The 24,947-nt window shown below is 49.6% G+C and carries 20 protein-coding genes (1 of these 20 only partly in view); 6 read left to right on the top strand and 14 right to left on the bottom strand.

The window, feature by feature from the left end; all coding sequences use genetic code 11:
* Positions 1-1,349: the 3' portion of a copper amine oxidase N-terminal domain-containing protein gene (locus L1F29_RS03970; RefSeq protein WP_258387092.1), read on the top strand. The gene continues 280 nt to the left of window position 1, outside the view; 1,349 of the gene's 1,629 nt are visible here — the last part of the coding sequence; its start codon lies beyond the left edge, outside the window; the stop codon is at positions 1,347-1,349.
* A 124-nt stretch (positions 1,350-1,473) separates the two neighbouring features.
* Here L1F29_RS03970 and L1F29_RS03965 read toward each other — a convergent pair whose 3' ends face one another.
* The 5 genes from L1F29_RS03965 to L1F29_RS03945 all read right to left on the bottom strand — a co-directional run bounded on the left by L1F29_RS03965 (position 1,474) and on the right by L1F29_RS03945 (position 6,948).
* Positions 1,474-2,256, bottom strand: a complete 783-nt coding sequence (locus L1F29_RS03965; RefSeq protein ID WP_258387091.1) for an IucA/IucC family C-terminal-domain containing protein — start codon at positions 2,254-2,256, stop codon at positions 1,474-1,476.
* 26 nt (positions 2,257-2,282) lie between these two features.
* Positions 2,283-3,323 (bottom strand): FecCD family ABC transporter permease, encoded by a 1,041-nt coding sequence (locus L1F29_RS03960; protein ID WP_258387090.1) that lies wholly within the window; start codon positions 3,321-3,323, stop codon positions 2,283-2,285.
* Entirely contained in the window at positions 3,320-4,300 is a 981-nt protein-coding gene (locus L1F29_RS03955; protein ID WP_258387089.1) for a FecCD family ABC transporter permease, read from the bottom strand. The genes L1F29_RS03960 and L1F29_RS03955 overlap by 4 nt, the downstream gene beginning before the upstream one ends.
* A 44-nt stretch (positions 4,301-4,344) precedes the next feature.
* Positions 4,345-5,394 (bottom strand): ABC transporter substrate-binding protein, encoded by a 1,050-nt coding sequence (locus L1F29_RS03950; protein ID WP_258387088.1) that lies wholly within the window; start codon positions 5,392-5,394, stop codon positions 4,345-4,347.
* Positions 5,395-5,490: 96 nt separating this feature from the next.
* Positions 5,491-6,948, bottom strand: a complete 1,458-nt coding sequence (locus L1F29_RS03945; RefSeq protein WP_258387087.1) for a helix-turn-helix domain-containing protein — start codon at positions 6,946-6,948, stop codon at positions 5,491-5,493.
* 333 nt (positions 6,949-7,281) lie between these two features.
* On the opposite strand from L1F29_RS03945, the gene L1F29_RS03940 reads away from it, so the two are divergent.
* Positions 7,282-7,734, top strand: a complete 453-nt coding sequence (locus tag L1F29_RS03940) for a DUF4362 domain-containing protein (protein ID WP_258389602.1) — start codon at positions 7,282-7,284, stop codon at positions 7,732-7,734.
* Positions 7,735-7,814: 80 nt separating this feature from the next.
* Here L1F29_RS03940 and L1F29_RS03935 read toward each other — a convergent pair whose 3' ends face one another.
* Positions 7,815-8,966, bottom strand: coding sequence for an ABC transporter permease (locus L1F29_RS03935; protein WP_258387086.1), 1,152 nt, complete (start codon positions 8,964-8,966; stop codon positions 7,815-7,817).
* Entirely contained in the window at positions 8,963-9,982 is a 1,020-nt protein-coding gene (locus L1F29_RS03930; RefSeq protein ID WP_258387085.1) for an ABC transporter ATP-binding protein, read from the bottom strand. The genes L1F29_RS03935 and L1F29_RS03930 overlap by 4 nt, the downstream gene beginning before the upstream one ends.
* 436 nt (positions 9,983-10,418) lie before the next feature.
* On the opposite strand from L1F29_RS03930, the gene L1F29_RS03925 reads away from it, so the two are divergent.
* Positions 10,419-11,144, top strand: coding sequence for an alpha/beta hydrolase family protein (locus L1F29_RS03925; RefSeq protein WP_258389601.1), 726 nt, complete (start codon positions 10,419-10,421; stop codon positions 11,142-11,144).
* A gap of 357 nt (positions 11,145-11,501) precedes the next feature.
* Here the strand turns inward: L1F29_RS03925 and L1F29_RS03920 are convergent, their stop codons facing one another.
* Both L1F29_RS03920 and L1F29_RS03915 read right to left on the bottom strand, forming a co-directional pair.
* Positions 11,502-12,710: an MFS transporter gene (locus L1F29_RS03920; RefSeq protein WP_258387084.1), complete on the bottom strand. Its 1,209-nt coding sequence runs from the start codon at positions 12,708-12,710 to the stop codon at positions 11,502-11,504.
* A gap of 143 nt (positions 12,711-12,853) precedes the next feature.
* On the bottom strand, positions 12,854-13,873 hold the full coding sequence (locus L1F29_RS03915) for an ROK family protein (protein WP_258387083.1): 1,020 nt from the start codon (positions 13,871-13,873) through the stop codon (positions 12,854-12,856).
* A gap of 463 nt (positions 13,874-14,336) precedes the next feature.
* Between L1F29_RS03915 and L1F29_RS03910 the strand changes: the two genes are divergently transcribed.
* The 3 genes from L1F29_RS03910 to L1F29_RS03900 all read left to right on the top strand — a co-directional run bounded on the left by L1F29_RS03910 (position 14,337) and on the right by L1F29_RS03900 (position 17,326).
* Positions 14,337-14,912, top strand: coding sequence for an HNH endonuclease (locus tag L1F29_RS03910; RefSeq protein ID WP_258387082.1), 576 nt, complete (start codon positions 14,337-14,339; stop codon positions 14,910-14,912).
* Between the two features lie 184 nt (positions 14,913-15,096).
* On the top strand, positions 15,097-15,852 hold the full coding sequence (locus L1F29_RS03905) for a YheC/YheD family protein (protein WP_258387081.1): 756 nt from the start codon (positions 15,097-15,099) through the stop codon (positions 15,850-15,852).
* A 301-nt stretch (positions 15,853-16,153) separates the two neighbouring features.
* Positions 16,154-17,326, top strand: coding sequence for an acyl-CoA dehydrogenase family protein (locus L1F29_RS03900; RefSeq protein ID WP_258387080.1), 1,173 nt, complete (start codon positions 16,154-16,156; stop codon positions 17,324-17,326).
* Positions 17,327-17,330: 4 nt separating this feature from the next.
* Here L1F29_RS03900 and L1F29_RS03895 read toward each other — a convergent pair whose 3' ends face one another.
* The 5 genes from L1F29_RS03895 to L1F29_RS03875 form a co-directional block, all read right to left on the bottom strand.
* Positions 17,331-18,017 (bottom strand): PIG-L family deacetylase, encoded by a 687-nt coding sequence (locus tag L1F29_RS03895; RefSeq protein ID WP_258387079.1) that lies wholly within the window; start codon positions 18,015-18,017, stop codon positions 17,331-17,333.
* Between the two features lie 20 nt (positions 18,018-18,037).
* Positions 18,038-18,403 (bottom strand): DUF1806 family protein, encoded by a 366-nt coding sequence (locus tag L1F29_RS03890; RefSeq protein WP_373876473.1) that lies wholly within the window; start codon positions 18,401-18,403, stop codon positions 18,038-18,040.
* 303 nt (positions 18,404-18,706) lie between these two features.
* Positions 18,707-19,396 (bottom strand): nuclease-related domain-containing protein, encoded by a 690-nt coding sequence (locus L1F29_RS03885; protein ID WP_258387077.1) that lies wholly within the window; start codon positions 19,394-19,396, stop codon positions 18,707-18,709.
* 71 nt (positions 19,397-19,467) lie between these two features.
* Positions 19,468-21,762 (bottom strand): DUF2357 domain-containing protein, encoded by a 2,295-nt coding sequence (locus L1F29_RS03880; protein WP_309252377.1) that lies wholly within the window; start codon positions 21,760-21,762, stop codon positions 19,468-19,470.
* A gap of 91 nt (positions 21,763-21,853) precedes the next feature.
* Positions 21,854-24,613 carry an MrcB family domain-containing protein gene (locus L1F29_RS03875; protein WP_258387075.1) on the bottom strand — a complete coding sequence of 920 codons (2,760 nt, stop codon included), beginning with the start codon at positions 24,611-24,613 and terminating at the stop codon, positions 21,854-21,856.
* Positions 24,614-24,947: the final 334 nt, after the last annotated feature.

Raw genomic sequence — 24,947 nt, 5'->3', positions numbered from 1 at the left:
ACCCCGTCGCCCAAATTAACGGCAAGCGTATCACAATGGACGTTCCGGCACAGATTATAAAAGGCAGAGCTCTGGTACCGCTTCGGTTCGTAACGGAAAGCTTCAACAATACCATTGCTTGGAACCCATCCACACAGTCGGTCGAAATCTATACAGACCAAGCCATATCGCTGCTCTATACGTCAGCGCCTGACGAGAAGAGCACCGACGATTATTGGTATAGCAACTGGGCACACCCTGCCGAGCGGTACATGTACGCGGATAACGACCGTGTACATATTTTGCACTATAATGAAGGCAAGCTTACAGTAAGCGACTACGACCCGTCGACCTACCGTTATCTAGGAAAGACCGATATTCCGATGGTACTCCCGCTCTTTGGCGGATTTCATGCTTCAGAGGACGGCTATTATTACATCGTGTACGGCCAGACGAATGAAGAAGAATCGAGCGCGAAGAGCGTATTCTCGATTGTGAAATACGATAAAGCGTGGAAGAAAATCGGCCAAGCCGACATCCGCGACGTTTATGTAACGGTGCCTTTCGATGCGAGCAATCTCACGATGGACAACCATGACGGACTGCTTGCGGTCCATACCGCCCGGGAGCGATATTTGTCCGATGACGGGCTGCATCATCAATCCAATATCTCCTTCTTGATTCAAACGTCGGACATGAACGTTCTCGCCAAAGGCGGGCAATGGCCATCGAACCACGTGAGCCATTCCTTCGCCAGCTATGTACGGTTCGATGGAAGCCGGATCGTCTATGCCGATCACGGAGACGCCTATCCGAGATCGATCGTGCTGCAGACGGAGGATGCGGGAGAAATCACCAATGAGATCGACATCATCAAGTTCCCGGGCAGGATTGGCGACAACTACACAGGCGGCCATTTGACGGGACTTGAGATAACCGAATCGAACTATCTGGTCGTAGGCTCCAGCGTTTCCTTGACGCAATCCTATGGAACAAGCAGCGCCAAGAACCTGTTCGTCAGCGTCGTGCCCAAGACGGCCACAGACAGCCAAGCCGTGACGACCAAATGGATCACGGAGTATGCGCCAAGCTCCAAGAGTGCAGTGAAAGAAAGCCATATTAGCAAGATCAGCAAGGATAAGTATGTATTACTATGGAAGGTTGAAGCCGAAGGCGTGGAGGAAGGTATGCTGTTCTACGCGATCATCGACGGCGAGGGAAGCTACCTGAAAGCCCCAGCCGAGCTTAAGGGCGTTCCGTCGCCCGGGAACATGGCACCGCTCGTGCAGGGTGACACCCTCACATGGTATGAACTGAAGGGCAAGCACACAGGCGTCTATACGCTGGATACGGCGGCACAGGTTCAATAGCAATAAGTATCTGCAGGTCTCTAAATTTATATAGATGAAAAAAGAGAGCCGTCTCCGCAGCGAACGAAACATTCGCTTGTGATGACAGCTCTCTTTTTGGTTGAAGATGCCCTTACTTACTTGCTTATTTGCCCTTATTGGTCAGCGGGCAGGTCGCGCAGTAACTTCCATCGTCCGAAGATTTATAATACAGGCAGCACGTTTTGCGAATGCGCAGCGGCTTGTCGTACCCCTCTACGCTGCATTTGGGACTATCGTATGCCGCAATGGGATTGTACTTCCAGCCGAATAAATCTGCCGTCGCATTGCGGACAAGATAGTTGAAATCCTCCTGCCGGCGAAGCTTCTGATCTCCGCTGCTCTCATCGGCAATTCGCTTCTCGTAGAGCGCGTAGACGAAGACGGCGGTGTTCTCCCATAATATGGACAACGGAAGACGAGCAACCTTCGATAGGGTCGCCCAGATCGGAGCGAGATGATCTGCGAATATGCCTTTAATGATTTGATCGCGCCATTCGTGACGGCCGGCGGCCGCGGGCTGCGTCATGCTCATATCGTTCAGCCTCAAATTCGGCCTCCAGCTTTCGCCCACGAAATTCGATTCGACATGACAATTCCCGATGGATACGTCAAAGCTCTTCCCGTACATCGTCATGGCATAGAAGCTCGGACAAATGAGCAAGAAAGCATACCGCTTGGCGAATAGAGAAGCGGTCACCTTTCTCGAGTCGGAGTCAAACACAGGCGCCAAGCCATCCAGAAACGCGGCGCATCTCTGTTCATCCAGCAAGTCTTGCGAAGAGATCGAATAACGCCGTTCAAGAGATTCCCCGGTTGTCATGCGCAGTTGATCCTTGAAATAATCCCATTCCTCCCGCTTCAGCAAGAGCGGTCCCTCATGGCTCATGTCCCGATTCTCCCTTTGTCCCAATCTTATTTGTTCCGGTTCGCATACAGCAGGTAAATGAAGAATGGAGCGCCGATAGCCGCAGAGAATACGCCCGCAGGGATATCAAGCGGGAGAAAGACCGTCCGGGCTACCATATCCGCCGAACAGACCATTAATCCCCCTATGATTCCGGCAACGAGAATCAATCCTCCGAACGAACGCCCGACAAGCTTCCTCGAAATATGAGGGGCGATTAACCCCACGAAGCCGATCCCGCCCGCGAATGCGACGGCAGATCCGGCCAGCGCCACGCTAATGAGAAGCAGGCAGAACCGCTGCAGCTGAACCTTCGTCCCAAGGCCGGCCGCCACCTGATCGCCCAGCTCCAGCACATTGACCGACCTGGAGAATATATACGCAAGCGGCACAAAAACGAGCACCCATGGCAGCATGCCATATACATTCTCCCAATTGGCCCCATACACGCTTCCCGTCATCCAAATATACGCTTGGCTAGCAGAGGCGGTGGAGCTAAGCACGATCAGCATCGTCGTCAAAGCTCCCGTCGCCGCAGCTGCGCCAATCCCGATGAGAACGAGGCGGATCGGCGAGACGCCTTTCTTCCAAGCTAATACGTAGATAAGCAGCGAAACGGTTCCCGCCCCGATAATCGCCGCGACCGGAAGCCACCGGATGCTCACCGCGCCGGCAAAATACGTAATAAATACTACCGCAGCTGCGGACGCGCCGCCAGTAATCCCGATAATATCGGGGGAAGCCAGCGGATTGCGGATGATTCCCTGCAAAATCAAACCCGATATGCCAAGCGCTGCACCGACTAACAGCGATAGAAGCATGCGCGGCAGCCGAAGCGTCTCCAGAATGAAGGTATGCTCGCCGCTGCCCATGCCTAGCAGGTGCTTCACCACTTCAATCGGGTTGATCATGGTACTTCCGATCGATAAACCTGCAATGAACAGCAGAATTACAATCGCAAACAGAGCCATCGTAACCGCGACAGTTTTCTTCTCGACCAAGAAGGACAGCTTGCCTGATTTATTGCGCACGGTAAAATAATTGCTCATTCCCTCGCCATCCCCCTGCGTGCGATATAGATGAAGAATGGCGTTCCGACCAAGGCGGTCATGACCCCGATCGGCATTTCTTGAGGCATAATGACGAACCGGGCCGCTATATCGGCCAGCAGCAGCAGGCTTGCGCCTAACAGCGCGCAGTATGGAACGATCCATCGATAATCGATCCCGACAAGCGAACGAACGATATGAGGAACGACCAGTCCGATAAATCCGATGGAGCCGCCGACCGCAACCGATCCGCCGGCCAAGACGATCACGACGACGGCCATCAACGATTTGACCATGATCGTTCGCTGTCCCAAGCCCTTGGCAATATCTTCGCCCGTCGTCAAGATATTCACGGAGCGCCCGAGCAGGAACGCCAAGATTCCCGCCCCTGCCATGTAAGGCAATATCGGCAGCAGCATATCCATCGTTCTTCCCGAGACCGAGCCGGCCAGCCAGAATAAGACGCCTTCCAAGTTCTGCTCGCTGATGACCAGCATGCCTTGCGTGAAGGAAACGAACAAAGCCGATATAGCCGCGCCAGCCAGCACAATCTTAATCGGAGACAAGCCGTCCCGGCCCAGGGAGCCCAGGAAATAAACCGAGCAAGCGGCTATTCCGGCTCCCGCGAATGCGATCCACATGTAATGCGTGAGCGAGGAGACCGAGAAGAACGTCGCCGCAAACACGATGCAAAATACAGCACCCGCATTAATGCCGAATATGCTTGGGGAAGCGAGCGGGTTTCTCGTCAAGGCCTGCATGAATGCTCCCGCTATCGCCAGCCCCGCTCCGATCACCGCTGCAATGACGGCCCGGGAAATTCGCGTCGTCGTAATCAGAATGTGCTCCGTTGATGACGGGTCGTAATCGAAGAACGCATCGATCGTCGTCGTAAACGGGATCGCGATCTGCCCGAGCGCGACGCTTGCGATAAAACAGCCGGCGAATAAGCCTATTGCGAGAACAAGACCTGCCATTCTCGTAGAGGTACGAGAAAATATAGATATTCTCGCGCCTGTCATTATTTCGCTAAACCAAAGTGATCGTAGAGTTCGTCGAGCATTTTGTTGGCTGCAATGATGCCCCCGCCGTTATTCCAGGTCACCTCGTTCACCATGTAAACCTTATCGTTCTTCACGGCCTTCAGTTCCTTCCAAAGCGGATGACCCGTCCAATCGTCGTACGTTTTCTGAACCGCGCCGTCTTCCTCGCCGGCATCGAACGTAAAGATGAAGAATGTGTCCGCATCCATGCTCGGGATGCTTTCCATGCTCGTCAATTTCAGCACGACGGTTCCCTTCTTCTCTTCCTCCTGCTGGGATGCAGAGCGCGTAAAGCCCAGCTCATTCAGAATATCCCCGGCGTAACCCGTCACATAGATGCGGGCATGGTCGGCTCTAAAGTTCAGCACCGAGACCTCGATCGGCCAGTCGGCGCCTTGCTTCGTTTCAATCTTCTGCTTGAAATCGGCTACCCGGTCCGTCCAATCGGCGAGCAGCTTGGCCGCTTCCTCCTCTTTATTCATCGCCTTCCCCATCAAATCAAGCGTCTCCTTGAACTTGAAGACCGTCTCATGGGTTACGGTTGGCGCGATTTGAGAGAGCTGATCGTAGATTTTCTCATGACGCAATTTGGATGCGATGATGAGATCCGGCTTCAGCTTCGAAATCTCCTCCAGATTCGGCTGCGTTTCCAGGCCGACATGCGGAACGTCCTTCAGCTGATCCCTCAGATAGAGATACATCGGCTCCTCAACCCAGGAATCGACAACGCCGACCGGTGTCACGCCCAGCGCAACCGCCACATCGGTAGCGCCTTGATACAGCGTAACGACCCGCAGCGGCGTGCCCTTGATCTCTGTTTTGCCCATCGCATGCTCAATAACGCGAACATCTGCGCTCTGCTCGTTGTTCCCCGCCGCAGCTTCTTTATTATTCGTGCCGTTGACCTTCTCTTCGGGCTTGTTCTGCCCTTCTGTCCCCGCATTCTTGTCGGTCCCGCAGCCGGCAATTACGAGCATAACCATTAGAAGCATTGCCAGCGCAACCATTACTTTCGGTGATTTGAACATGTATTTCCCTCTCCCTTTCTCTCTTGTCCGCCCCTATCAACGAGACTGATTCTCATTCTTAATTATACGAAAGCAGTCCGCGATGAACATGGACATTTACGTCCGCTGTTTGGACGAATCCGACCGAAGCATCTGCCGGACTTTATCCAGGAACAGATCATGCGATAGAGAGGTATAACAGGTATAGAGATGCTGACTGTCGTACATGCCGTACACCGCCCGGTTCCGGACGGCCTTAAGAGCATGCCAAGCCTCATTGGTATACAGACCGCTCACTTCATTGCGGATCGCCTGGTCCACATGCTCGGAACCGTCATGCCGATAGCTGGTTAACAGGATGCGGTCCGCATCGAACGCATGCAGCTCCTCCAGCGTGGTCTCTTTGTAATGATCGATTTCGGCTACGCCCCGAGGAACGGCCAGCTTCAAATCCCCATACAGGACCGAGCCCATGTTCCGCTGACCGTATACGCACATCCGCCCGTCGCCGATTCCGACGATCAGGATCGTCTCGTCCCCGATCGTCTCGGCCAGCTGCTTGCGAACCGATTCCGCCTTATTATCGTACCGCTCCAGCCAGTCGCCGGCCTCCTTCTCCTTGCCGATAATTTTGCCGATCGTCTGCAGATGAACCCGCCAGGACTGGTAGAAGGGAAGCGTCACGGTCGGAGCGATCTGATCGTACATCTTCTCCTTCTGGGATTTTCCGAAATCGCGAAACTCGCACGTCATGATCAAGTCGGGCTTGGCCGTCATCAGCTTCTCCAGGTCCGGCTTGTAGTCGCCGACGGCAACCGTGTTGCGGAACCGGGTCGTAACCGGATAGGCGTTGTTGATGACGGCGGCATACGGCTCGACGCCCAGCGCAATAAGATGGCCGGTAAGCAGATGCCGGAGCGAAGCGATCTTCTCCGAATATTTGACCGCATTCACATACGAGGTCGGCGAGCGTCCGGTCGATGCTTTAAACTTGCGGCTAAAATAAAACTCGTCGCTGAAACCGACGCTCTGGGCAATCGAACGGAACGAATCGCGCGACAGCAGCAGCGACTGCTTGGCCTGGCTGACCCGCACCTCCGTCAAATATTCCATCGGGCTCTTCCCGGCCAGCTTCTTGAATGCCCGCGAATAGTAATCCTCGCTTATGCCGACCATCTCGGCAAGCTGCTTCCGCGTTATATTCAACCGATAGTTCTGTTCCATATAATCCATCGTAAGAGCAATCGCGTGCTTCAAATCCTGCTTATGCTCGCGGATGGCATCCTTGAACAGCGCAATTAGCATGTCTTGGAACAGAATATTCGCCTTCATGGCATCCCAGCCATTGCCGCTGTACTGCTTCCTCATGATCTCGTCCACCCGCTCCGTCAGAAGGGAAAAATGCGAAATGGGCAGCTCGTCCGGACAATTCAGCTGGGCGGGGATGAATTGCTTCCGGTCCGCGGCCTGCAGGGCATGGAACTGGATGTAGTAATAATCGGCCGAGCCCGCGTTACGAAGACCAAGCTGAACGGCGGAATCGGGCGCCAAGATGAATACCTTCTGCCGCTGCAAGGGATAGCTCCGTCCCCTAATCTGTATGTCCCCGTCCGCTTCCTTGAACAACAACATGCCATAAAGGGACGGCTCATGTTGAAACACCGATGAGGCTGAACATATATGTTTGATTTCGACTAATTGATAGAGATAGGAAGCGAGATGCTCCGTTATTGTGGATGGACCGTTCTTCACTACGCTCAGCCTTTCCGCAAAGAGGTGATAACCATTCTCATTATAAGACATAAGTAAAATAAAAAACATATTAATGTGAGCTTATACGCTCACGCGGCAAGAAACAAATCGGATCGTCCGGACGTCTAGAACCAGGAGGTGGTTTTCTTGAGACAAATGCTTATCCTGTTAACATTAACCTTGCTAATAACCGGTTGTACGTCGACATCCGAATATTCGGTCCGAGAAGCCAAGAAAAATGGCGATATCATAGTTGGACCAAGCGGGCCGCTAAACACAGACAAGATCATCCCCTTCATGAATCATGTCGATCAAGGCCGGGAAAGTCGTTTGCGAATCACGAGTTATACGGACGAAGGGGATCCCATAATAATCGACCTGCATTATGACGGGAAGAAGATTAGCTACAGTTATGATAATACCCGGGATAAGCTTGGGGGGAGGTCAAGAGGAAAGTCGGAAACAACTTGTGGTGAGATCCATCAAAGGGAAGTCGTGCGCGATGATCAAGCGGCGGGGACTCAATATGTCCTAACCGGCTGCAAGAAGCTCATCGGCCCTCATGAATCGGGGAAGAAAGAAATTCACGTGCTTTTTGTGGAAAAATAAAATCATGGATAGAGTCCTCTGATGACTCTATCCATTCTTGCTGCAACGACAGTTCTCCCCCTAATAGCGATAAAACCTCGTTACTCCCATTTAAACGTGTAGGAGGCGATCGCGAAAGCAACGATCATCCAGCCACAGAGAATAAGCGTCTCGGTCCATAAGGACGCGAAGCCCGCTCCCGCGTTCATCACCTCGCGCATGGCCGTTGACAGATGGGCGATCGGCAGCAGGTTCACGAACTTCTGAATGAATTCCGGCATGTTTTTGATCGGGAAGAAGACCCCGCCAAGGAACATCATCGGGAACGAAAGAATGGCTGCGATCGGGTTGGCGCTTTCCGGCGTTCTCGCCAGGCTTGCGATAATAAAGCCAATCGACATGAACGCCAGCGTGCCAATAATGACGAAGAACAGCAGCGTCCCCCACGAGCCCCTCACCTGTGTGCCGAATACGAATTGAGCGATCAGCAGAACAATTACCGCCTGAATACCGTTCAAAGTAAGCCTAGCCGTTATTTGCGCCGCTATGAACGAAGACGGTCTCAGCATCGTGCTCTGCATTCTGCGAAGAACCCCCCGTTCCCGCCAAGAAGCGATCTGCCCGGCTACGCCGTTCAAATTATTCGACATAATCATCATCGCCACAATTCCGGGAACGAGAAAATCAATATAAGACAGCTGCTGCGACTGCACGCTCTCTTCCGCTACCGTTACGGCCGGCGTAAAATGCAAGAGCTTCTTGGATACGCTGTCTGCGACGCCGCTCACCGCAGCCTTGGCCAGACCGGCCGTAGTCAAGTTTGCGCTGTCGTATATCATCCGGATCTGTGCAGGCGAGCCGGTGTTCACAGCCGCCGATCCGGTATTGGCACCGCCAGAGGACGGCTCCGATGCTTGCGCGAATTTGCCGAGCGAGTCGCCGTACCCTTGCGGAATGACGACGACCAGTCCAAGATCGTTGTGCTTGAGCGCATCCAGCGCATCCGCTTCGGCTTCAAACGTCTTTAAGTTCAGAACCCCTGTCTGTCCAAAGCTCGTCATAAGCTCTTGCGACGCTTCGCTGTGATCCTGGTCGATCACCGCCGCATCCAGCGACATCGGCCTGTCATTATTGAAAACAAATCCGAATATCATCATGAAAAACACCGGGAAAAAGAGCGTGAATACAAGCATCTGCCGATTGCGCGCAAACAGCTTCAGCTGCGATAGGGTCAATTGCAGGTAGGCTTTCATTCTTCCCTCAGCCCCCTTCCGGTCATATGGATGAACACGTCTTCCAGCGTGGCCGTCCGTGTCCTGAGGTCGGTAAACGTTAGTCTGCGCTCCGACATCAGCTGCACGAAACTCGTGAGCGTTGCCTGCAGATCGCTCGTGTAAAGAACATACGTATCATTGCGCAGCTCGACCTCCTGGACACCTGGAATGTGCTGCAGCAGGCCAGTCAACGGGCTGGATGCGTCAGAAGCTTCTGTGCCGGCTGAGGAAGGAATGCGAGATTCGGAATGATTGGCGGATGAGGCGATTTGGTCTCCGCCCCCTTGTTCAGGCAGGCGGAACTCGATCGCATTCTCCGACTGCAGCGACCGGATTAATTCATCCGGCGTATCAAGGGCGATGATGCTCCCTTGGTCCATCAGGCAAATCCGATCGCACAAAATATGCGCCTCGTCCATATAGTGGGTCGACAGTACGATCGTTTTCCCCCGCTCCTTCAAGCGGAGCACGATATCCCAGAGCGTCCGCCGTGCCTGCGGATCGAGCCCGGTCGTCGGTTCGTCGAGAAACAGCACGATCGGATCATTGATGAGCGCGATGGCAATCGCCAGCCGCTGCTTCTGCCCGCCGGAGAGGTGCTTGACTTGGCCCTTTCGTTTATCCTGCAAAATCATGTCGTCCAGCAGCGGCTCGATCGGCACCGAACGAGGATAGAAGCTCGCGTACATCCGTAATATTTCCTCTACAGTCAACAGCTCGAACAGCGATGTCGACTGCAGCTGCACGCCGATCACTTCCTTCACCTTGCGAAGCGAGGTCCGCGTATCGTGCCCCGCCACCTTGGCGCTGCCGCCGTCCGGCTTCCGCAGCCCTTCGATCATCTCCATCGTCGTTGTTTTGCCCGCGCCGTTGGGGCCAAGCAGCCCGAACACTTCCCCTCGGCTCACGCCAAAGCTGACCCCGTTAACAGCGGTAAAGCCGCCGTATCTTTTGACGAGCCCTTCTACTTCGATCACTCTATCTTTGGCATGCACGCGCAGCACCTCATTTTTACGGATTATGACATCCTAGATTAATGTCGCAAGCGATTATAAACACATCAATTGCGGTTGTTTGAGATCGAGCAAGCTGCTCAATAAGTAATACAACAAAGTAATGACAATACCTGCAACGATTCCCTACACCTCAACCTATGATTAAGCTTTTTTCATTACAACACCTGCTTTAATAAAAATTGAATACCAAGCGCCGGCCGCCGCGCTCGATCGACTGCTTCAGAAGTTGTGATTGATGGACTGACAGGACTGAATGGAGTAATCGCATGGTTTACCGTCTGCGATGCTGAACCGGTTATCGCTCCATGAAATAAAATGATCTTGACATGCAATACCGATGGATATACCTTGTAATTGTTAAAACCATCCAACCGAGAAGGTTTGGAATTCTTGAGGGGGCGTTGTTGTGAATCGAATGATGGTGAATGACATTCCGATCATCTGGGTTGAACCTGCGCAGCGAGTGCATAACGACCTCATTATCTGGCTGCCTGGATTTGGAGGTACGAAGGAGTCCGTACTCGATACATTAACTTCCTTCGCGAATGAAGGCTATACCGCTGTAAGCTTCGATCCCTATCAGCACGGCGAGAGAAGAATAGAGAGCCAAGATCAATTCGTACAACGCATACGAAGCAATATCCGCCGTCACTTCTGGCCTATTCTTGCGCATACCGCCGAAGAATTTCCGCAAGTGATCGACTGGGCAATGGAGCATCTCGGAATAGACGGGAAGATTCATGCCGGCGGGGTTTCTATGGGAGGAGATATAGCGGTAACCGCCGCAGGGGTGGATCCGCGCATTGACTCGGTCAGCGCTTGGATCGCAACAGCCGATTGGCTCCGCCCCGGAAGCAACGAACCGCCAGGCGAACCCGATTCCTATGCAAGCAGCTGCTATGATCGCAGGAATCCTTTAACCAATCTGCAGCTCTATCATCATGGATCGAGCATCCAGTTCCTATGTGGTCAATTAGACAGACAAGTGCCTTCGGATGGGGCTTGGAGATTCGTGAAGGCGTTACAAGAAGAGTACCCCGATTACACAGGGAAATTGCAAGTTTTCGAATATGATGGATATGCGCATTCTATCCATCCTGACATGTATGGGAAAGCGCTCGAATGGTTTAGGAGCGGGTAGAAAGCCCTGCCGATGGCAGGGATTTTCCCGCTGCGGCATTGGGAGTCCGAATGGTACGGAAGCAGCCGGAGTTCCCATCTGGGCCAACCTGTGGGTTAGCTACCTGGGAAGTCCGGATCTCCTCTCAATTAAGGGAGACGTCTGCATCCTCCGCAGAAGGAGACGGTCAGCGGTTCCATAATATAATCCGTTCTGGATGAAACAACATCAAATGACATATAGACGATCAGGCTCGTAACAATCGTTCTCCAATTGTTCATGACATATCGAAATCAAAGAAATAACAATATAACCATTAAGATTAACGCAGAAGTTGCTAACACAAAGCTCGAGATTAATCTGGAAGCTATATACATCCTAATTTACTTTCACTTGTTTGCTCAAAATGCGGTTTACTTTCTCTGCACTTAGCAGCATGAAAATAAGGAAAGCAAGCACAGCAAACGGAAATAGGCTTAAGCTCGTCTTCGTGGCGATAAGGCCGAACATTGGAGGAAGCAGCGTCGTCCCCGTATAGGCGACGGCCATCTGATAACCCATGAGTCTCGCCGAATGTTCTCTTCCAAACCGGGCTGGCGTTTCATGAAGAAGCCCTGGATAAATGGGAGCAAGGCCAAGTCCAATCAGAATGAATCCAAGCAGAGAAAACGAAACGGGTAACGGTAATAAAAGGATGATTCCGCCTGCAATGGTAATCATCTGACCGTAACGGATCAACAGACGATTGGGAACCTTCAGCGTTATAAAGCCGGTAATCAGCCGGCCAACCGTAATGCCGCCATAGTATAAGGAGATCCATAACGCAGCCGTATCGGCTGTAATGTTTCTTGCACCAACCAGGTAACTGGCTCCCCATAAACCTACCGTGCTTTCCACTCCGCAATAGAATAAAAATGCCATAAGAGATGGTTTGACGCCTTTAATCCGAAATAGATTGGCTTTTATAGTTGGTTCTGGCTGCAGCTTATCGCTTTCGACATGCTCATCGTTATGCGGACGCTCAAGCTCGCGTATTGCAGCGACACGCTTCCACAAGGGGAGCGTAACAAGTAAAATAATAACGAGCGTGAACTGGATGATGGATACCGCAGCATAGCCTCCCCTCCAAGAGTTATGGTCGGCTATATAGGCGGACATAATAATCGGTCCCAGCGTTGCCCCTACACCCCAAAAGCAGTGTAACCAGTTCATATGATGAGCCTTATAGTTATCGGCTACATAATGATTCAATGCGGCATCCACGGCACCTGCGCCTACCCCCAGAGGAATGGCCAGTATGACAAGCCAGACCATTGAAGGTGCCATAGAGAAACCAAGCAGAGCTCCTGCCGTAAGGATGCAGCTGATCAGCGTGATTCTCCCTGTCCCTAATCGTTTAATCATAGTGCCGCTCGCCAAACTCGAAACGATAGTTCCTCCCGCAATAATCATGGACACAATCCCTGCAGAGCCGACGGATGAGCCAATGTCGGGCCATATCACCGGCCATGCCGATCCAAGCAAAGAATCCGGGAGTCCCAGGCTAATAAAAGCCAGATAGATGATAATCAAAAACCAGGTTGCCAAGAATACACCTTCTCCCCTTGTGAATGTATCGATGTTGAAACCTCATCCAAACTTAAATAAACCTACTTTATAAAGACTCTTTATTTACTATGCAGCAGATTATTTTCTATGTCAAGCCATGCAACGGATAGAACCCCCAGAATTTAATTCCAGGGGTTCCCGTTATCTGTATCCAGAGTCGGCTCTAATTCTTGCAGCGTCAGCCAGCGCATGCCTGCCTCAAAGTCCTGTTGAAAGGTCTGATTCAACACCACTTCAGGATAGGTCGGCATGGGGTTCTGAAGCCGATAGGATTCCCATGCAGGATTCCAGGTATCTGCCTGAATTCGATCTTGATAAATCACGATTTTGTCAGGAGCAAGGACGGCATTGACGGTTTGAATGATCTGACAGACGGCATTCACAAACTTATCCGTTGCCATCTCCCGATTCCAATCCAGACCAAGGGGAAGAAATTTGATTTCTCCCGACATGCCATTCTTTCCTTTAACGATCTTCCCGTCGAGATAAATGCCCATACCTGGCGGATACTTCGCGGGGAAATAGATGCCGAGCATACACTGCTCATCCTCCAAATCCTCCTTCATGGAGTATCCGCTAATGGCTGCATTAACATCATTCTCCACCCTAACGGGCAGCCCGAATCGCGATTCAATCTCTTCAATCATACGAAAACCCGTCAGCTCTTGATGACTGGCCACCGTAATTTCCCCATTGACGGCTTGCCCGGGAATGCCTATGCCAATCACCTTAATGGAGGGATGCTGCGCTACGAAATGCTCCATAATCGCATAGAACCGCTGCCGCTCAAACACAGGCATGATATATTCTTCTTTTTCCAAAAGCTGATTTTCCAAATTCACTACCGTTGCCGAAACCAGCACCTGTCCTTGGTTCTCCCTTAAGTAAACAACGAGCGCAAGGCTAAAATCGTAATTGTATCTATAGGTTAGCGCAGGTCTTCCGCCGTTGGATGGAACGGTATCGTCTTCAAACAGCTCTCCAAGCTCATGCAGTTCCTTGACCAGGGAATTTACCGTCACCACACTCAGATTGGTTAGCGAAGCCAATTGGGGCTTCGTCGCTGTTTCGACACGCTTCATTGCTTGGCGGACATTATTTAAATTGATTTTTTTCATTAGATTAGCGTTTGCTTTTTTCATAGGCCTCCCCCCCTGAAACAGACTATATTTCATCCATAATCTAAGTTATCTGTTATATACTACGATACCTAATAGTTTACCAGTGCCCGTTCGTATGAAACAATCATCTCATCGCGATAGATACAATTCCTTGTTCTCAATTCGAGACAATAACATACATCGTTAAAACAAAAAAAAGAAAATAACGTTTAGAAGCGGTTTAACAAAATAGGTTGGCTCATACGGTCACGCTTTGTTCATACAGGCTCACCCTTGTTAAGGCGTATTCTTAAGTTCATCGGTATTTTCATTGCATTCATTCGGGGTCAGAGGTATGTACTAAGGATAACTTAGACTAGCGACATCATGATGTCACCAAACATGTATTCGATTCGACAGAAAATGACTGTTTTTGGACGTTAACCTTTCATCTATACTGTTATCGAGCCACACTCAGAGACTATCTATAAGGAGTAAACTCCCCATGAAATTTATAAGCGTATTTCAAATGCCAAAACCCGTCAATGTAATGGGTCGTTCCTCTAGTATTACAAACTCATTCGTAAATGGCATTATTCCTTGCATTATACCATCAGAGGAAGAAATAAGAGAAAGCTTAGCCATCTTAGAACTTGAAGCCGAAGATTTAAGGTGTGCCTACTGCGGGGATAAATCAACGGAGTGGGATCATCTTCGCCCCCTTGTCAAAGGAAAACAGCCGACTGGCTACATATCGGATATTTATAATTTAGTACCGGCCTGCGGGAAATGTAACCAATCCAAGGGAAACAAGAACTGGAAAGAGTGGATGCGCAGCAATGCTCGATTATCCCCTCAGTCACGTGGTGTTACGGACCTGGTGAACAAAATAAGCCGACTCGAAAAGTACGAGAAGTGGAAGGCTGTCATGCCTTTAAATTTTAAGGACCTTATTGATGAGGAGTTATGGGAGGAGCACTGGAACAATTATAATCAGCTCATCGAATTGATGAAGCGCAGTCAGCAGACATCAGCAAAGGTACAACAGCAACTGCAGAGCAGGTATCGTGAGCAAATTTGACTCGATCAAATAGCGAATTCGACCATATTGTTTCATCATGGCTCCCCCTATCCACAAGCGCATTGTTCTTAATTTCATCTATGACTAATGTGTTTTCCAATTAGGCTTAGTCACTAGACAAGAGCACGAACAAGCTGCAAAAGCCGCTCATAAGCTAGTGAGAGAGAAAGGGGAGCGGAACAGGATGAGTTATAGAAGCACTTCTGTTAAGAGCAAATGGACGAAAACGAAATGGCTGAATAAAAACGCCAATCTTCGAAAATACGTACCTCAAACCTTGCCATTCAGCCGAAGCAATCTGAGCAGCATGCTTTCCCAATACTCCACGGTCTTCTTCAAGCCTACCGGCGGCTCGGGCGGATTTAATATCGTACGGATCAAAAAGCTGGCGAACGGTTACCAGACGCAGCACAACACGGTGAAAACCCGATACTCGACATTCGACGCTCTCTTTGGGCAATTGAAACAGCGCTCCCGGCAGCGCCCCTATCTGCTGCAGAAGGGCATCAATCTGGCCAAGACGAAAGGCCGGCCCTTCGATATTCGCGTCATGATTCAAAAATCGAACGCGGGGGCTTGGAAGTGCACGGGGATCTTTACCAAAATAGGCAGGCCAGGCAAAGTGGCGACAAACTATAACCAGGGCGGCAATGTCGGCTTCTTACAGCAAACCCTATCTGGGTCGGGTTACAGCCAAGGCAGGATCGAGAAAAAGCGAAACGAGCTGATTAATCTAGGCTTATCCGTCGGTCGGCTGTTCGATCAGCATCTGAGAGGTTTTCGCGAGCTTGGCCTCGACGTCGCCTTGGACGGCGAAGGAAGATCCTGGATTCTTGAAGTGAACACAAGACCCCAGTTCTATCCGCTGAAGAAATTCAAGGACAAAAGCATGTACCGCGAGATGCTGAACTATGGCAAGCAATATGGGAGGAAGAAGTAGCGCGCGGCGGCAGATTATAACGAAGGGATCCTAAAGGGGCGCATTGGCTCCTGCAGGATCCCTTCTCTTGGGTTTGTCATTTTATCCGATTCGTTGTTAGCGGCGATTGTTCCACTCGTTGTGTTCTCCGGAAACTGCGCCGCTGTCACTTTCTCGTTCCTATCGTCTAGTTTCAACTCCGTTACCCGCTCCATCAGATTAGTGAAGAATACCCTCGGACAGATTGTACAATGTCCGTTTTTCCTATTGTACGCGCTTATGCGCCAGCGGGTATAATACAGACGAGAGGAGTGTGTACCGCATGAATCGAATCATCGATGACTATATACGCAGCGAGGAAGAAAGGGCTAGGGCCGACAAAGTGGAGAAGCTGGCTGCCCGGTTCTCGGAAAGAGCCGAGAAGCACGACCGGGAGGGCTCCTTCCCCTTTGAGAATTTTGCCGACCTGCGCGAGGCCGGATACTTAAAGATGACCGTCCCCCAAGAATTCGGCGGAGATGGGCTCTCGCTATATGATCTCGTCATGCTGCAGGAACGGCTCGCCTATGGAGACGGATCGACCGCACTTGCCGTTGGCTGGCATATCGGTCAGATTCTTCATCTCCGAACCAGCCGGAAGTGGCCGGAGGCCGTTTTTGCAGAGTTGTGCCGTTCCGTCGTAAGCGATGGAGCGATGATCAACACCTTCGCCAGCGAAGCATCCTCCGGTAGTCCCAGCCGAGGCGGAAAACCTGAAACGACGGCGATCCCCACAGACGGCGGCTGGTTGATTACGGGACGCAAAACGTTCAGTACGCTCTCCCCGATCCTTGACCGTTTTGTCGTGACGGCGTATATTCCGGAAGAAGAGGGTACGGGCGACTTTCTGGTTCACCGGACGGATCGGGTCAGCTTGGTGGAAACTTGGGATACGCTCGGCATGCGCGCGACCGGAAGCCACGATGTGGTCTTGGATGGCGTATTTGTGGACAAAGACATGAGGCTTACCGGAAAAGGCATCGATGACGGAGGAGGCTGGCTATTGCATATTCCGGCCTGTTACATAGGCATTGCTATGGCGGCAAGGGATTATGCCCTTGAGTTTGCCCGGTCCTACCGCCCCAATCATATGAAAGAACCGATCGCCGCTCTCCCCTATGTGCAGCATTCGATTGGTGAGATGGAAATCGAGCTGCGAACCGCACGCTCGCTCCTATACGCGGCGGCGGACCGTTGGGATCGGGAGAAAGATAATCGGCCCGCATTGAAGCCGGAGCTCGGCTTGGCCAAATATATGGCCACCAACAACGCGATCAAAGTCGTGGATCTGGCGATGCGAATTGTCGGTGCCGCAAGTCTGGAGCGCAAGCGGCCGTTGGAACGGTTCTGCCGGGACGTTCGCGCCGGCCTGCACAACCCTCCGATGGATAGTTCGGTGCTGCATACCTTGGCCGGCGCCGCTTTAGCCGAGATACCCGCGGATAGAGGGAACTGAGCTCCTAGAACAAATCATAGGGATCCCGGGTCGGAGCTTCCCTATCCGCTTTTAAAAAGTACTCATGCCGGCCGAATTTCGCCAGCGCCTCTTGGTCGGGCAGCCATACCCACTCGTCGATCTCAGTCTGGCACCGGTGTGCCCGGAAGGCCGCGAGCTTGGCTGCCAGATGAGCCTGCACGTCTATCCTGATGACGTCCTTGCGGGTATATCCGTACCGTTCCGGACGCGCCATCGCATCACCGAACGTAATGAAATATAGAGCACCCTGATGGCCTGTCCGCCTGCAAGCGGCCGTCGCCGCTTTACCGATTGCGCAATGATCCGGGTGTCCGCCCAGCGTTTCATGAAAGGTGAGCACGACATCGGGGTTCACTTCGTGAATGATCGTTTCAATCCGTGCAGTCAGTCGCTCCTCATCAATAAACTCCACCGTCTTGTCGCGGATATCCAGAAAAAGAAGCTGGCCGATGCCTAGGCATTCACAGGCCTGTCGCAGCTCCACTTCGCGGGCGGCCGCCATCGTTTCCCGGTTCAGATAGGGGGGATTGCCCATACGCCGTCCCATCTCCCCCCGCGTGGCGCTCACCAGCGTAATATCGACGCCTTCGCTGGCGTATTTGGCCAGGGTCCCTCCACAAATAAATGACTCGTCGTCCGGATGGGCAAACACGGCCAGGAGCTTTCGCACTGGGGTTTTATCGCTGTTGTTCATTCGGGAAACGGCTCCTTTCCCAGATGCAGCGCCACATTCATCCGGCCCCGATCATCATAACCGGCAAGCAGCAGCCGGCCGCTTCCATCCGCTTCATAATGCGTGAGCGCTTCCATTCGCAGCCAGCCATGCCCATCGAATCGGAGCGCGGCACGAAAAGGACCTTCCCCCGCTATGAAGACATCCGTCACCCGGACCTTGAAATTCCGCACGAAGACGAAGGAAGTCGCCTCGCTGTGGATATAGGCCTCCGCCCCGAGGAAGGTCTGAAGCTCAGCCTCCACTTGCGGCTTGGTTATTTTTATCATTTGTAGGACCTCTCTTTTTTGAATGAGTTTTGATTGGTTATATAATCTTATCAAAAGTGTGGTAAAACCAGAAGGGATTATGTACCGGATACGACTTTTTTACGGGCCTGACTGCCTCCTGTTAACAAGATTGGTTTGAACCCGTATATTTTGAGTGTTCCCTAAATCTCATGATTTCATAGAATAGAATATTGATAATGGCTAATCATCCCTCTGCCGCTCTTGACTAAGTCTAGCGGCGGTTTAGTTTAAATCGAAGGGATCCTAATGGAGCACATTGGCTCCTGTAGGATCCCTTCTCTTGGGTTTGTCATTTTATCCGATTCGTTAGAAGCGCGCATTACGAGCAACTCGTAATCAACTGTTTTTAATCTTCACTTTTTCAACATGCTCTGCTCTAATTTTAGGATCCGTAATATTGGTCATGTTAACTTTCTCGTAAATGAGACGGATGTCTTCCAAAGTCAACATTGCAGCTGTTGGCTCGGCCTTTAGTCGAATAATTTTCCGGTTAATATACTCCGATAATTCCACATCATAGACGATCAACTCGTCGGATTGAATTTTACGCAGCTCAGGATCAATGCTGAATCTACATCTCATTGTAAAAGAAATCATCGAAATAAATTTTAGCATGTTGAATTCAGCTAGAAGTGTTTCAAGCGCCTTTATATGCCCATAGTTTTGCATAAGGGGGTTATACATTTTGAAACGATTGCTTACGCTCCAATATTTATCGCTTCGCCCTCCCTTAATTTCACCATTATAATTTTTCGTTTCGATGACAAATAATCCGTAGGGCGAAATAACGAGATGATCAATCTGTGAATAACCCGAGCGCGATTTCGAATTCGGAAGTAATAAATCACTTAAATATTTGCAGTCTTTGGGTAATTGATCTAATTGAATGTTTATTTTATGCTCGCCTAATTCTCCTATTCGGGTGGCTTCAATTTTTTTTCGTTGGGGCTTTGTAGAATTCTTTTTCGGTGCATCCGCCTTCTTAGGTAAATCATTTTTGAATAGGGCAAGTAATTTGTTTAACATCTCTACATCTCCTCTAAGTGAACATCCATTAGTCCAGATTTATGCTTCTTCCTCTAGATACGGCGGGAGTCTCAAGTTTCCATAAAATCAATACCCAGCACCTTACTGGCCAAGTCCACCTGCTCATGGTTCAAATTCACTTTAACCTGCCCAATACGTCTCTGCTCGCGCCACTTCATGAGATCCTCATCGGTCTCCAATTTCAGCTCTGCGATTTCGGCAGCACGATCGAACATATACTTGGACGTATACAGCAGCGTGTAAATTCCTCGCCCTCCGGAGACAATCGGCTTGTCCCGCTTCGTCCACTGCTCCACCGTAAACTTCACGTACAGCTTTTCTTCCGTTCCTTTCCTGGCAGGAATTTCGGTGATTTCTTTCCGCCTTACTACCTCCCAGTCAGCTACCTTTCCATACCAATGAATGCCCATCTCTCCGGTTGACTGGAACTGGCTTCTGGATTGATAGAGCGCAACGTACTCTAATTGGGTTAATAATTTATGGTCCGAGATATTTTCTAACGGCACGTGGTAAAAACCATATTCCAAAGCAGCAGCCAGTTGCGATGCTTCCCTTAATGAGCCAACCGCTACATTTTTGCAGGTCATCTTGTTCCGATAATAGTCTTTCGTCCCCCGCGGCTGCGTCGAACGCTCATAGGCTTTCTCCGGACTATCCTGAATGATTTCATCTAGGAAGGCTTCCATAAGCTCAGTTGAATTCGGTAAGAAGGGAAACGCTCCTATGTTAATCAATTCAATGCTCTTATAGAAGCGGTGCTCCCGAAATTGAGCTTCATCATGATAGGGAAACAGTACATACGCACCAAACATGCTTCTTTCGAATTCGCGATGCTGCCCATCCATGTATACAATAGCATCTCGATAACGATGCATCGTATTAATATCATCTTCTTCTGGTCCTGGCATTTTGTATTTCTCATAGTAATACGTGCCTTCGTAAGCCGGATTCATACGGTACTTCGCATCGAAAATGTATTTATATTCCGCCGATGAATCGTTCTTCTTAAGCGTCAATACGTTATCGGGACGTTGCGCCAAGGTCGGGCTTTGATCCCCTTTTGGCAGAGCGTTGTAATATAGTGTGAATAGCTCACCGTTCTTAGGATTTCGATACACCATCTTGGCCTTCTGCGTCCTATCGAGCGTCACGAATACTCCCGTTCGATTGATTTTGATGATATCTTGCTTGAGCAGCTCATATTTCCGACTAAGCAGATCATGAATTTTCAAGAAGCACCAATATTCATAAAGCTGTGCCAAGTCTTTCATCGACAGACGGAATAGATCGGACTGAATGGACAAACCTTTCATCAGCATCAAGTAATTCCGGTATACTTCCCGATAGCCCGGTGCCATTTGTAGAACCAAGGAGATTGAGAGCTGCTTCATTTCGCCAACATTCAGAAAATCCAGCTTTAACAATCGCCGAAAATGGGACTGCATCAGATCTAACCGTTTGAGCAGCAGCGGATCTTGAAGCCGACCTTTTTCACTCAGCCTCGCTTTCAAGTCAACGAGCTTTTGGGAGATGCGTACCAATACCCACCTAACGAAACGATTCTCCATCGTATCGTAGTCGACTTGTCGCTTCGTCTCCAGCACATGGCTCGGAAGAAATCTCTGATCATTCCTATAAATGAAACCAAGCTTCTCGTCTCGAACCAAAAAATGCGGTCGCTTGGTCAGGAAGGCGATATTCTCTTTGCTGGCCTTTCTTGCCCTTGCTGCATCCACGACTCGTTTCTCAACATTGAGCTTGGAGTGAGGTGCGCTCTGAATCCGTTCCACAGCCTGGACGAGTTGATTAAACAAGTGCTGCAAGATGGTAAAAAACTCGGTTAGGCTTTGATTCCTCGTCTCTTTCAAACCTGTCAGATGGTAGGTCTTACGAAGAAAGTCAAAGGACAGATTATAAATCTGCTGGTTCACGTCATGAAGGATCATTTGATAATCCTTTTTGTAGTCCATTTTCGACGGGAAAATCTCGAGCTGTAGCTGAAAGATCGCCTGACCATTCAATTTCAGAACAAGCTCCGTCAGACCGACCTCGTTCTGAAAGTTAAGAATCCCCGACAGAATCATTTTACCGAGTGGTTTTACCGCCTGACGTAGGGAAACGTGATCATGATGAAAGACAAGATCCATATCCTGCTTTTTCTCGATTACCAGCTCATAGGCTTGCGTTTCGAAAAAGATGGGATGGCTTTCTTCCTCTGGTTGCCACGCAGTCAATGTTCCCAAGCTCGGACTAAACACGGATATACTCTTGATGGATACATCGGCTGTAAGAGCAGTAGCATGCAGCCCAGCTGCTACTCTCTCCCCCGATTCTGTTCGATGCAACTGCAGCGTCTCCACCGTGGGATGAAATGGCTTGCCCTGTATATATAAGTTAAATTGATTTGTCTCAATGCGAAGTAGCTCAACGCTCTGACTAAGAGAGCCAGTATGAAGTGAAGCCATCTTCCTCTAACCTCCGCAACATGAAGGCAATTTTCCGGGCGCTTTGCGGATGCTTAGCCGCTTCTTCCGCTGGACCTGAGCTCCATTTCTGATATAGATCGGAAGAATCCTCCATTAACTCGGCCACAGGCAGCGATTTACCCAAGGCACCTTGCATTAGCTTCAACAGTACTCGTTTAACAGAAGAACTGCTTCCTTGTATACGAGGCAATATTTTCTGCAGGAGCTGCAAGTCGAAGGCTTCGTCTTCGCTGAGAAGTTGAAACTGCTCGTTATAAATCATATAGAAGCATATGGAATCCCGGATCCGAAACCCAACATGAGAATGGACCTCTTCCAAAATCGTATTGATCTTGACGAGTCTCTCCGTCGTCTTGTGTACCAGATTACGATAATCCTCGTAACCATCAACCAATTGCAGATAATCACTGCGTAAGAACGAATTTGGTACAATAGCGCCCGTTTCTATATTGCTGTGACCTTGAACTGGGTACTGCTCTAGTTGAATATAGTTAAACTCGATTGTATTCGCCCGGTCCAAAACCTTCTTGCTGAACGGATGCGTCGTCTCATCCATGTTGACTGTACCGATCAAATAAACGTTATCGGGCAAAGATAAGTTGCCATAAACCGCTTGATCCTCAGTTTGTAAGGAGTCTTTATCGATTAGATTCGACGTGACGATACGATCGTTTTGCCATTCTTGCGTTTCAATGATACTAAGCAGGTCGCTAAAGTAATGCTCTACCCGCGCCAGATTCATTTCATCCAGACAAATAAAATAAGGTTTATTGCGATTCGTCGGAAGCGAAGCCTCTACGAGAACCTCCGCCAATCGCCCTGGACGAAAAGTACCCGATAAATCCTTATACCCTAGCAAATCGGAAGGATCACTCCAATCCGGTCTTACTGGGATCAAAGTAAACTGGTGGTTGTGACTCTTGGCGCCAAGCGCTTCGGCAAAGAGCTTTACAAGCTTCGTTTTACCCGTACCCGATACGCCTGCCAAGATAACAAACGGCTTCGTCTTTAGACAAAGATAGAGATTCTCGATTAATCCATCCGGATAATGGAACCCTTTATGCGCAATGTAGGTTTTAATTTGCTCGATCCTCTCTGGTACCGTCAATGAATCCAAAGGCACTATCTCCTCAAACGATCGAATGATGTAACCTTCTTCAGATTTCCGTATGTATTGTAATTCTTCCAACCAATTCAGCATAAATCGAGATCGGTTCTCCTGGGTGACCTTTCCCCATTCTTCCTGAAGGCCCATGCCCGATATAAAGGCCGAATTGAATTGCTCGAATGAGAAATTAACGAGATCATTGGCAATCGAAACTGCGAGTTGAATGACCTTGGCTAGATTGGATAGGGTATTATCGTCCGCCGCGGCTAAGTATTCTCTTAAAATGGCTACTTGCTCATTGTTTATCTGCCAAATGCTTGAGTCGAAAGCTTGGAAATACCTTATGCCCCGTTCAGTCAACGTGTACTGTCCATTCTCGTTAGTGAGAAGATCCAGATCTTGCAAAGCCCTCGCCAGGTGTTGAATCCTTTCCTTCGGGTGCTTAACATCATCACCGGAAATAAGTACCGTCGTTTGATTTGCAACGAGCTCTTCAATGGAGACCGGGCGTAGATCGTTATGGCCGAGGTAAGCGACAATCCCTTGCACCAGATAAAGATGCGCTATCGTATATTTGAAAGTTGGCTTACTTTTCAGAGGCTGCTCTTTCATGATGTGGTCAACATAGAGCTTATAGTTGTTCATCATATTTTCTAAGTCAGTCGCTAACTGATCATCATTAGGGATATGATTGCGATCATAACGAATGTATGCCACAGTCGATACTTGATAATCCCGACCCAATCCACTTGAAGTCAGATAGATTTCTTCATCTTTTTGCATATTCTCAAGTGGAAGAAGCCCCCGCATTTCCTGGACTTTTTGCTCGAGATATTGATAGCCTTCTCTCTTTCCGCGTTCCCTCAACGGAACGGTTACCCCTTGCGCTAAAGTTAGATAAACAGCGCTCATATCTTCCGCAAATAGATATACCACGTACTCCCCATGCTGCGTGGTCTCGGTGATCCGTTTATCCAGAAACGCAAGCCAAGGAATGTTCGCCCAATTGCCCTGTCCGATCGACCCTTGAATTTTATAATTGTCGTTATAGAAGGGTAATTGTCTTATTTGCTCAGGTATGGATTGTCTAAATAGGGCAGCCAGTGGATGACCGGCAAATGGTTGCGTTTTTGCATGAAGATAGCCATTGAAAATATCTGTGAGGGCATCTTTTAGCGAAAAAGCCGATGCTATCTGATTATTATAATGTTCGAGTTCAATTAGGGCATAGTTTTGCAATTCGTTTATTGTGCTCTCATCAAGTTGGACTTGTATCGACGCTTTGAAGCCAATCTTTTGTGTCTCGCTATGCATTTCAAGGATGGAGTCCAATGCTCCAATTGGAGTTCTAAGCAATGATCTCACTTGGCCGTGCGTAATCGTATTCCAGCTTGAAGCTAAACCGGCAGGAGGAGAATCCACTTTCTTCCCTTGTTGGCTGTTATGCTGATAATAAGCTAAGAATCGTTCAGCAACGTTGTTTAACGGTAAAGCTTGATTATTGGATTCCTGAATTTCATCAATTATGGATAGGATAAGAACCATTTTATACGACTTTTGTTTACTTCGAAAAATGGTTGAGAGTTCTGTTGGTAATGACATTGTCTGCCCCCCCCGTGGAACGATGCATTTATTTAGAATCGGGTTCAATTATGACTCTCAACTGATAGCTACGTTGTTCTTAGGAAAAAACCGTATTAGACATATTTCGATAATTGGGTCTTTTATCCTCTTATGGTGATGCTAATAAATAATTCATAATTTATAATCGAAATAACGAGAAATTTATCACCGATTCTCGAACCCCTCTGCTAATTGTGACTCCTAATTATCAAAATAATAACTCAATCTTCACATGCGCAATTGATAGGCTATCGTCCCCAATCCGTCCCCAACTCTGTTTCAATCGGAAGTTAGAACAGAATGCTCAGCTTAA

The sequence above is a fragment of the Paenibacillus spongiae genome (genome assembly GCF_024734895.1).
GTDB classification, from domain to species: Bacteria; Bacillota; Bacilli; order Paenibacillales; family Paenibacillaceae; genus Paenibacillus_Z; species Paenibacillus_Z spongiae.
This window is presented reverse-complemented; position numbering and strand designations above follow the sequence as displayed.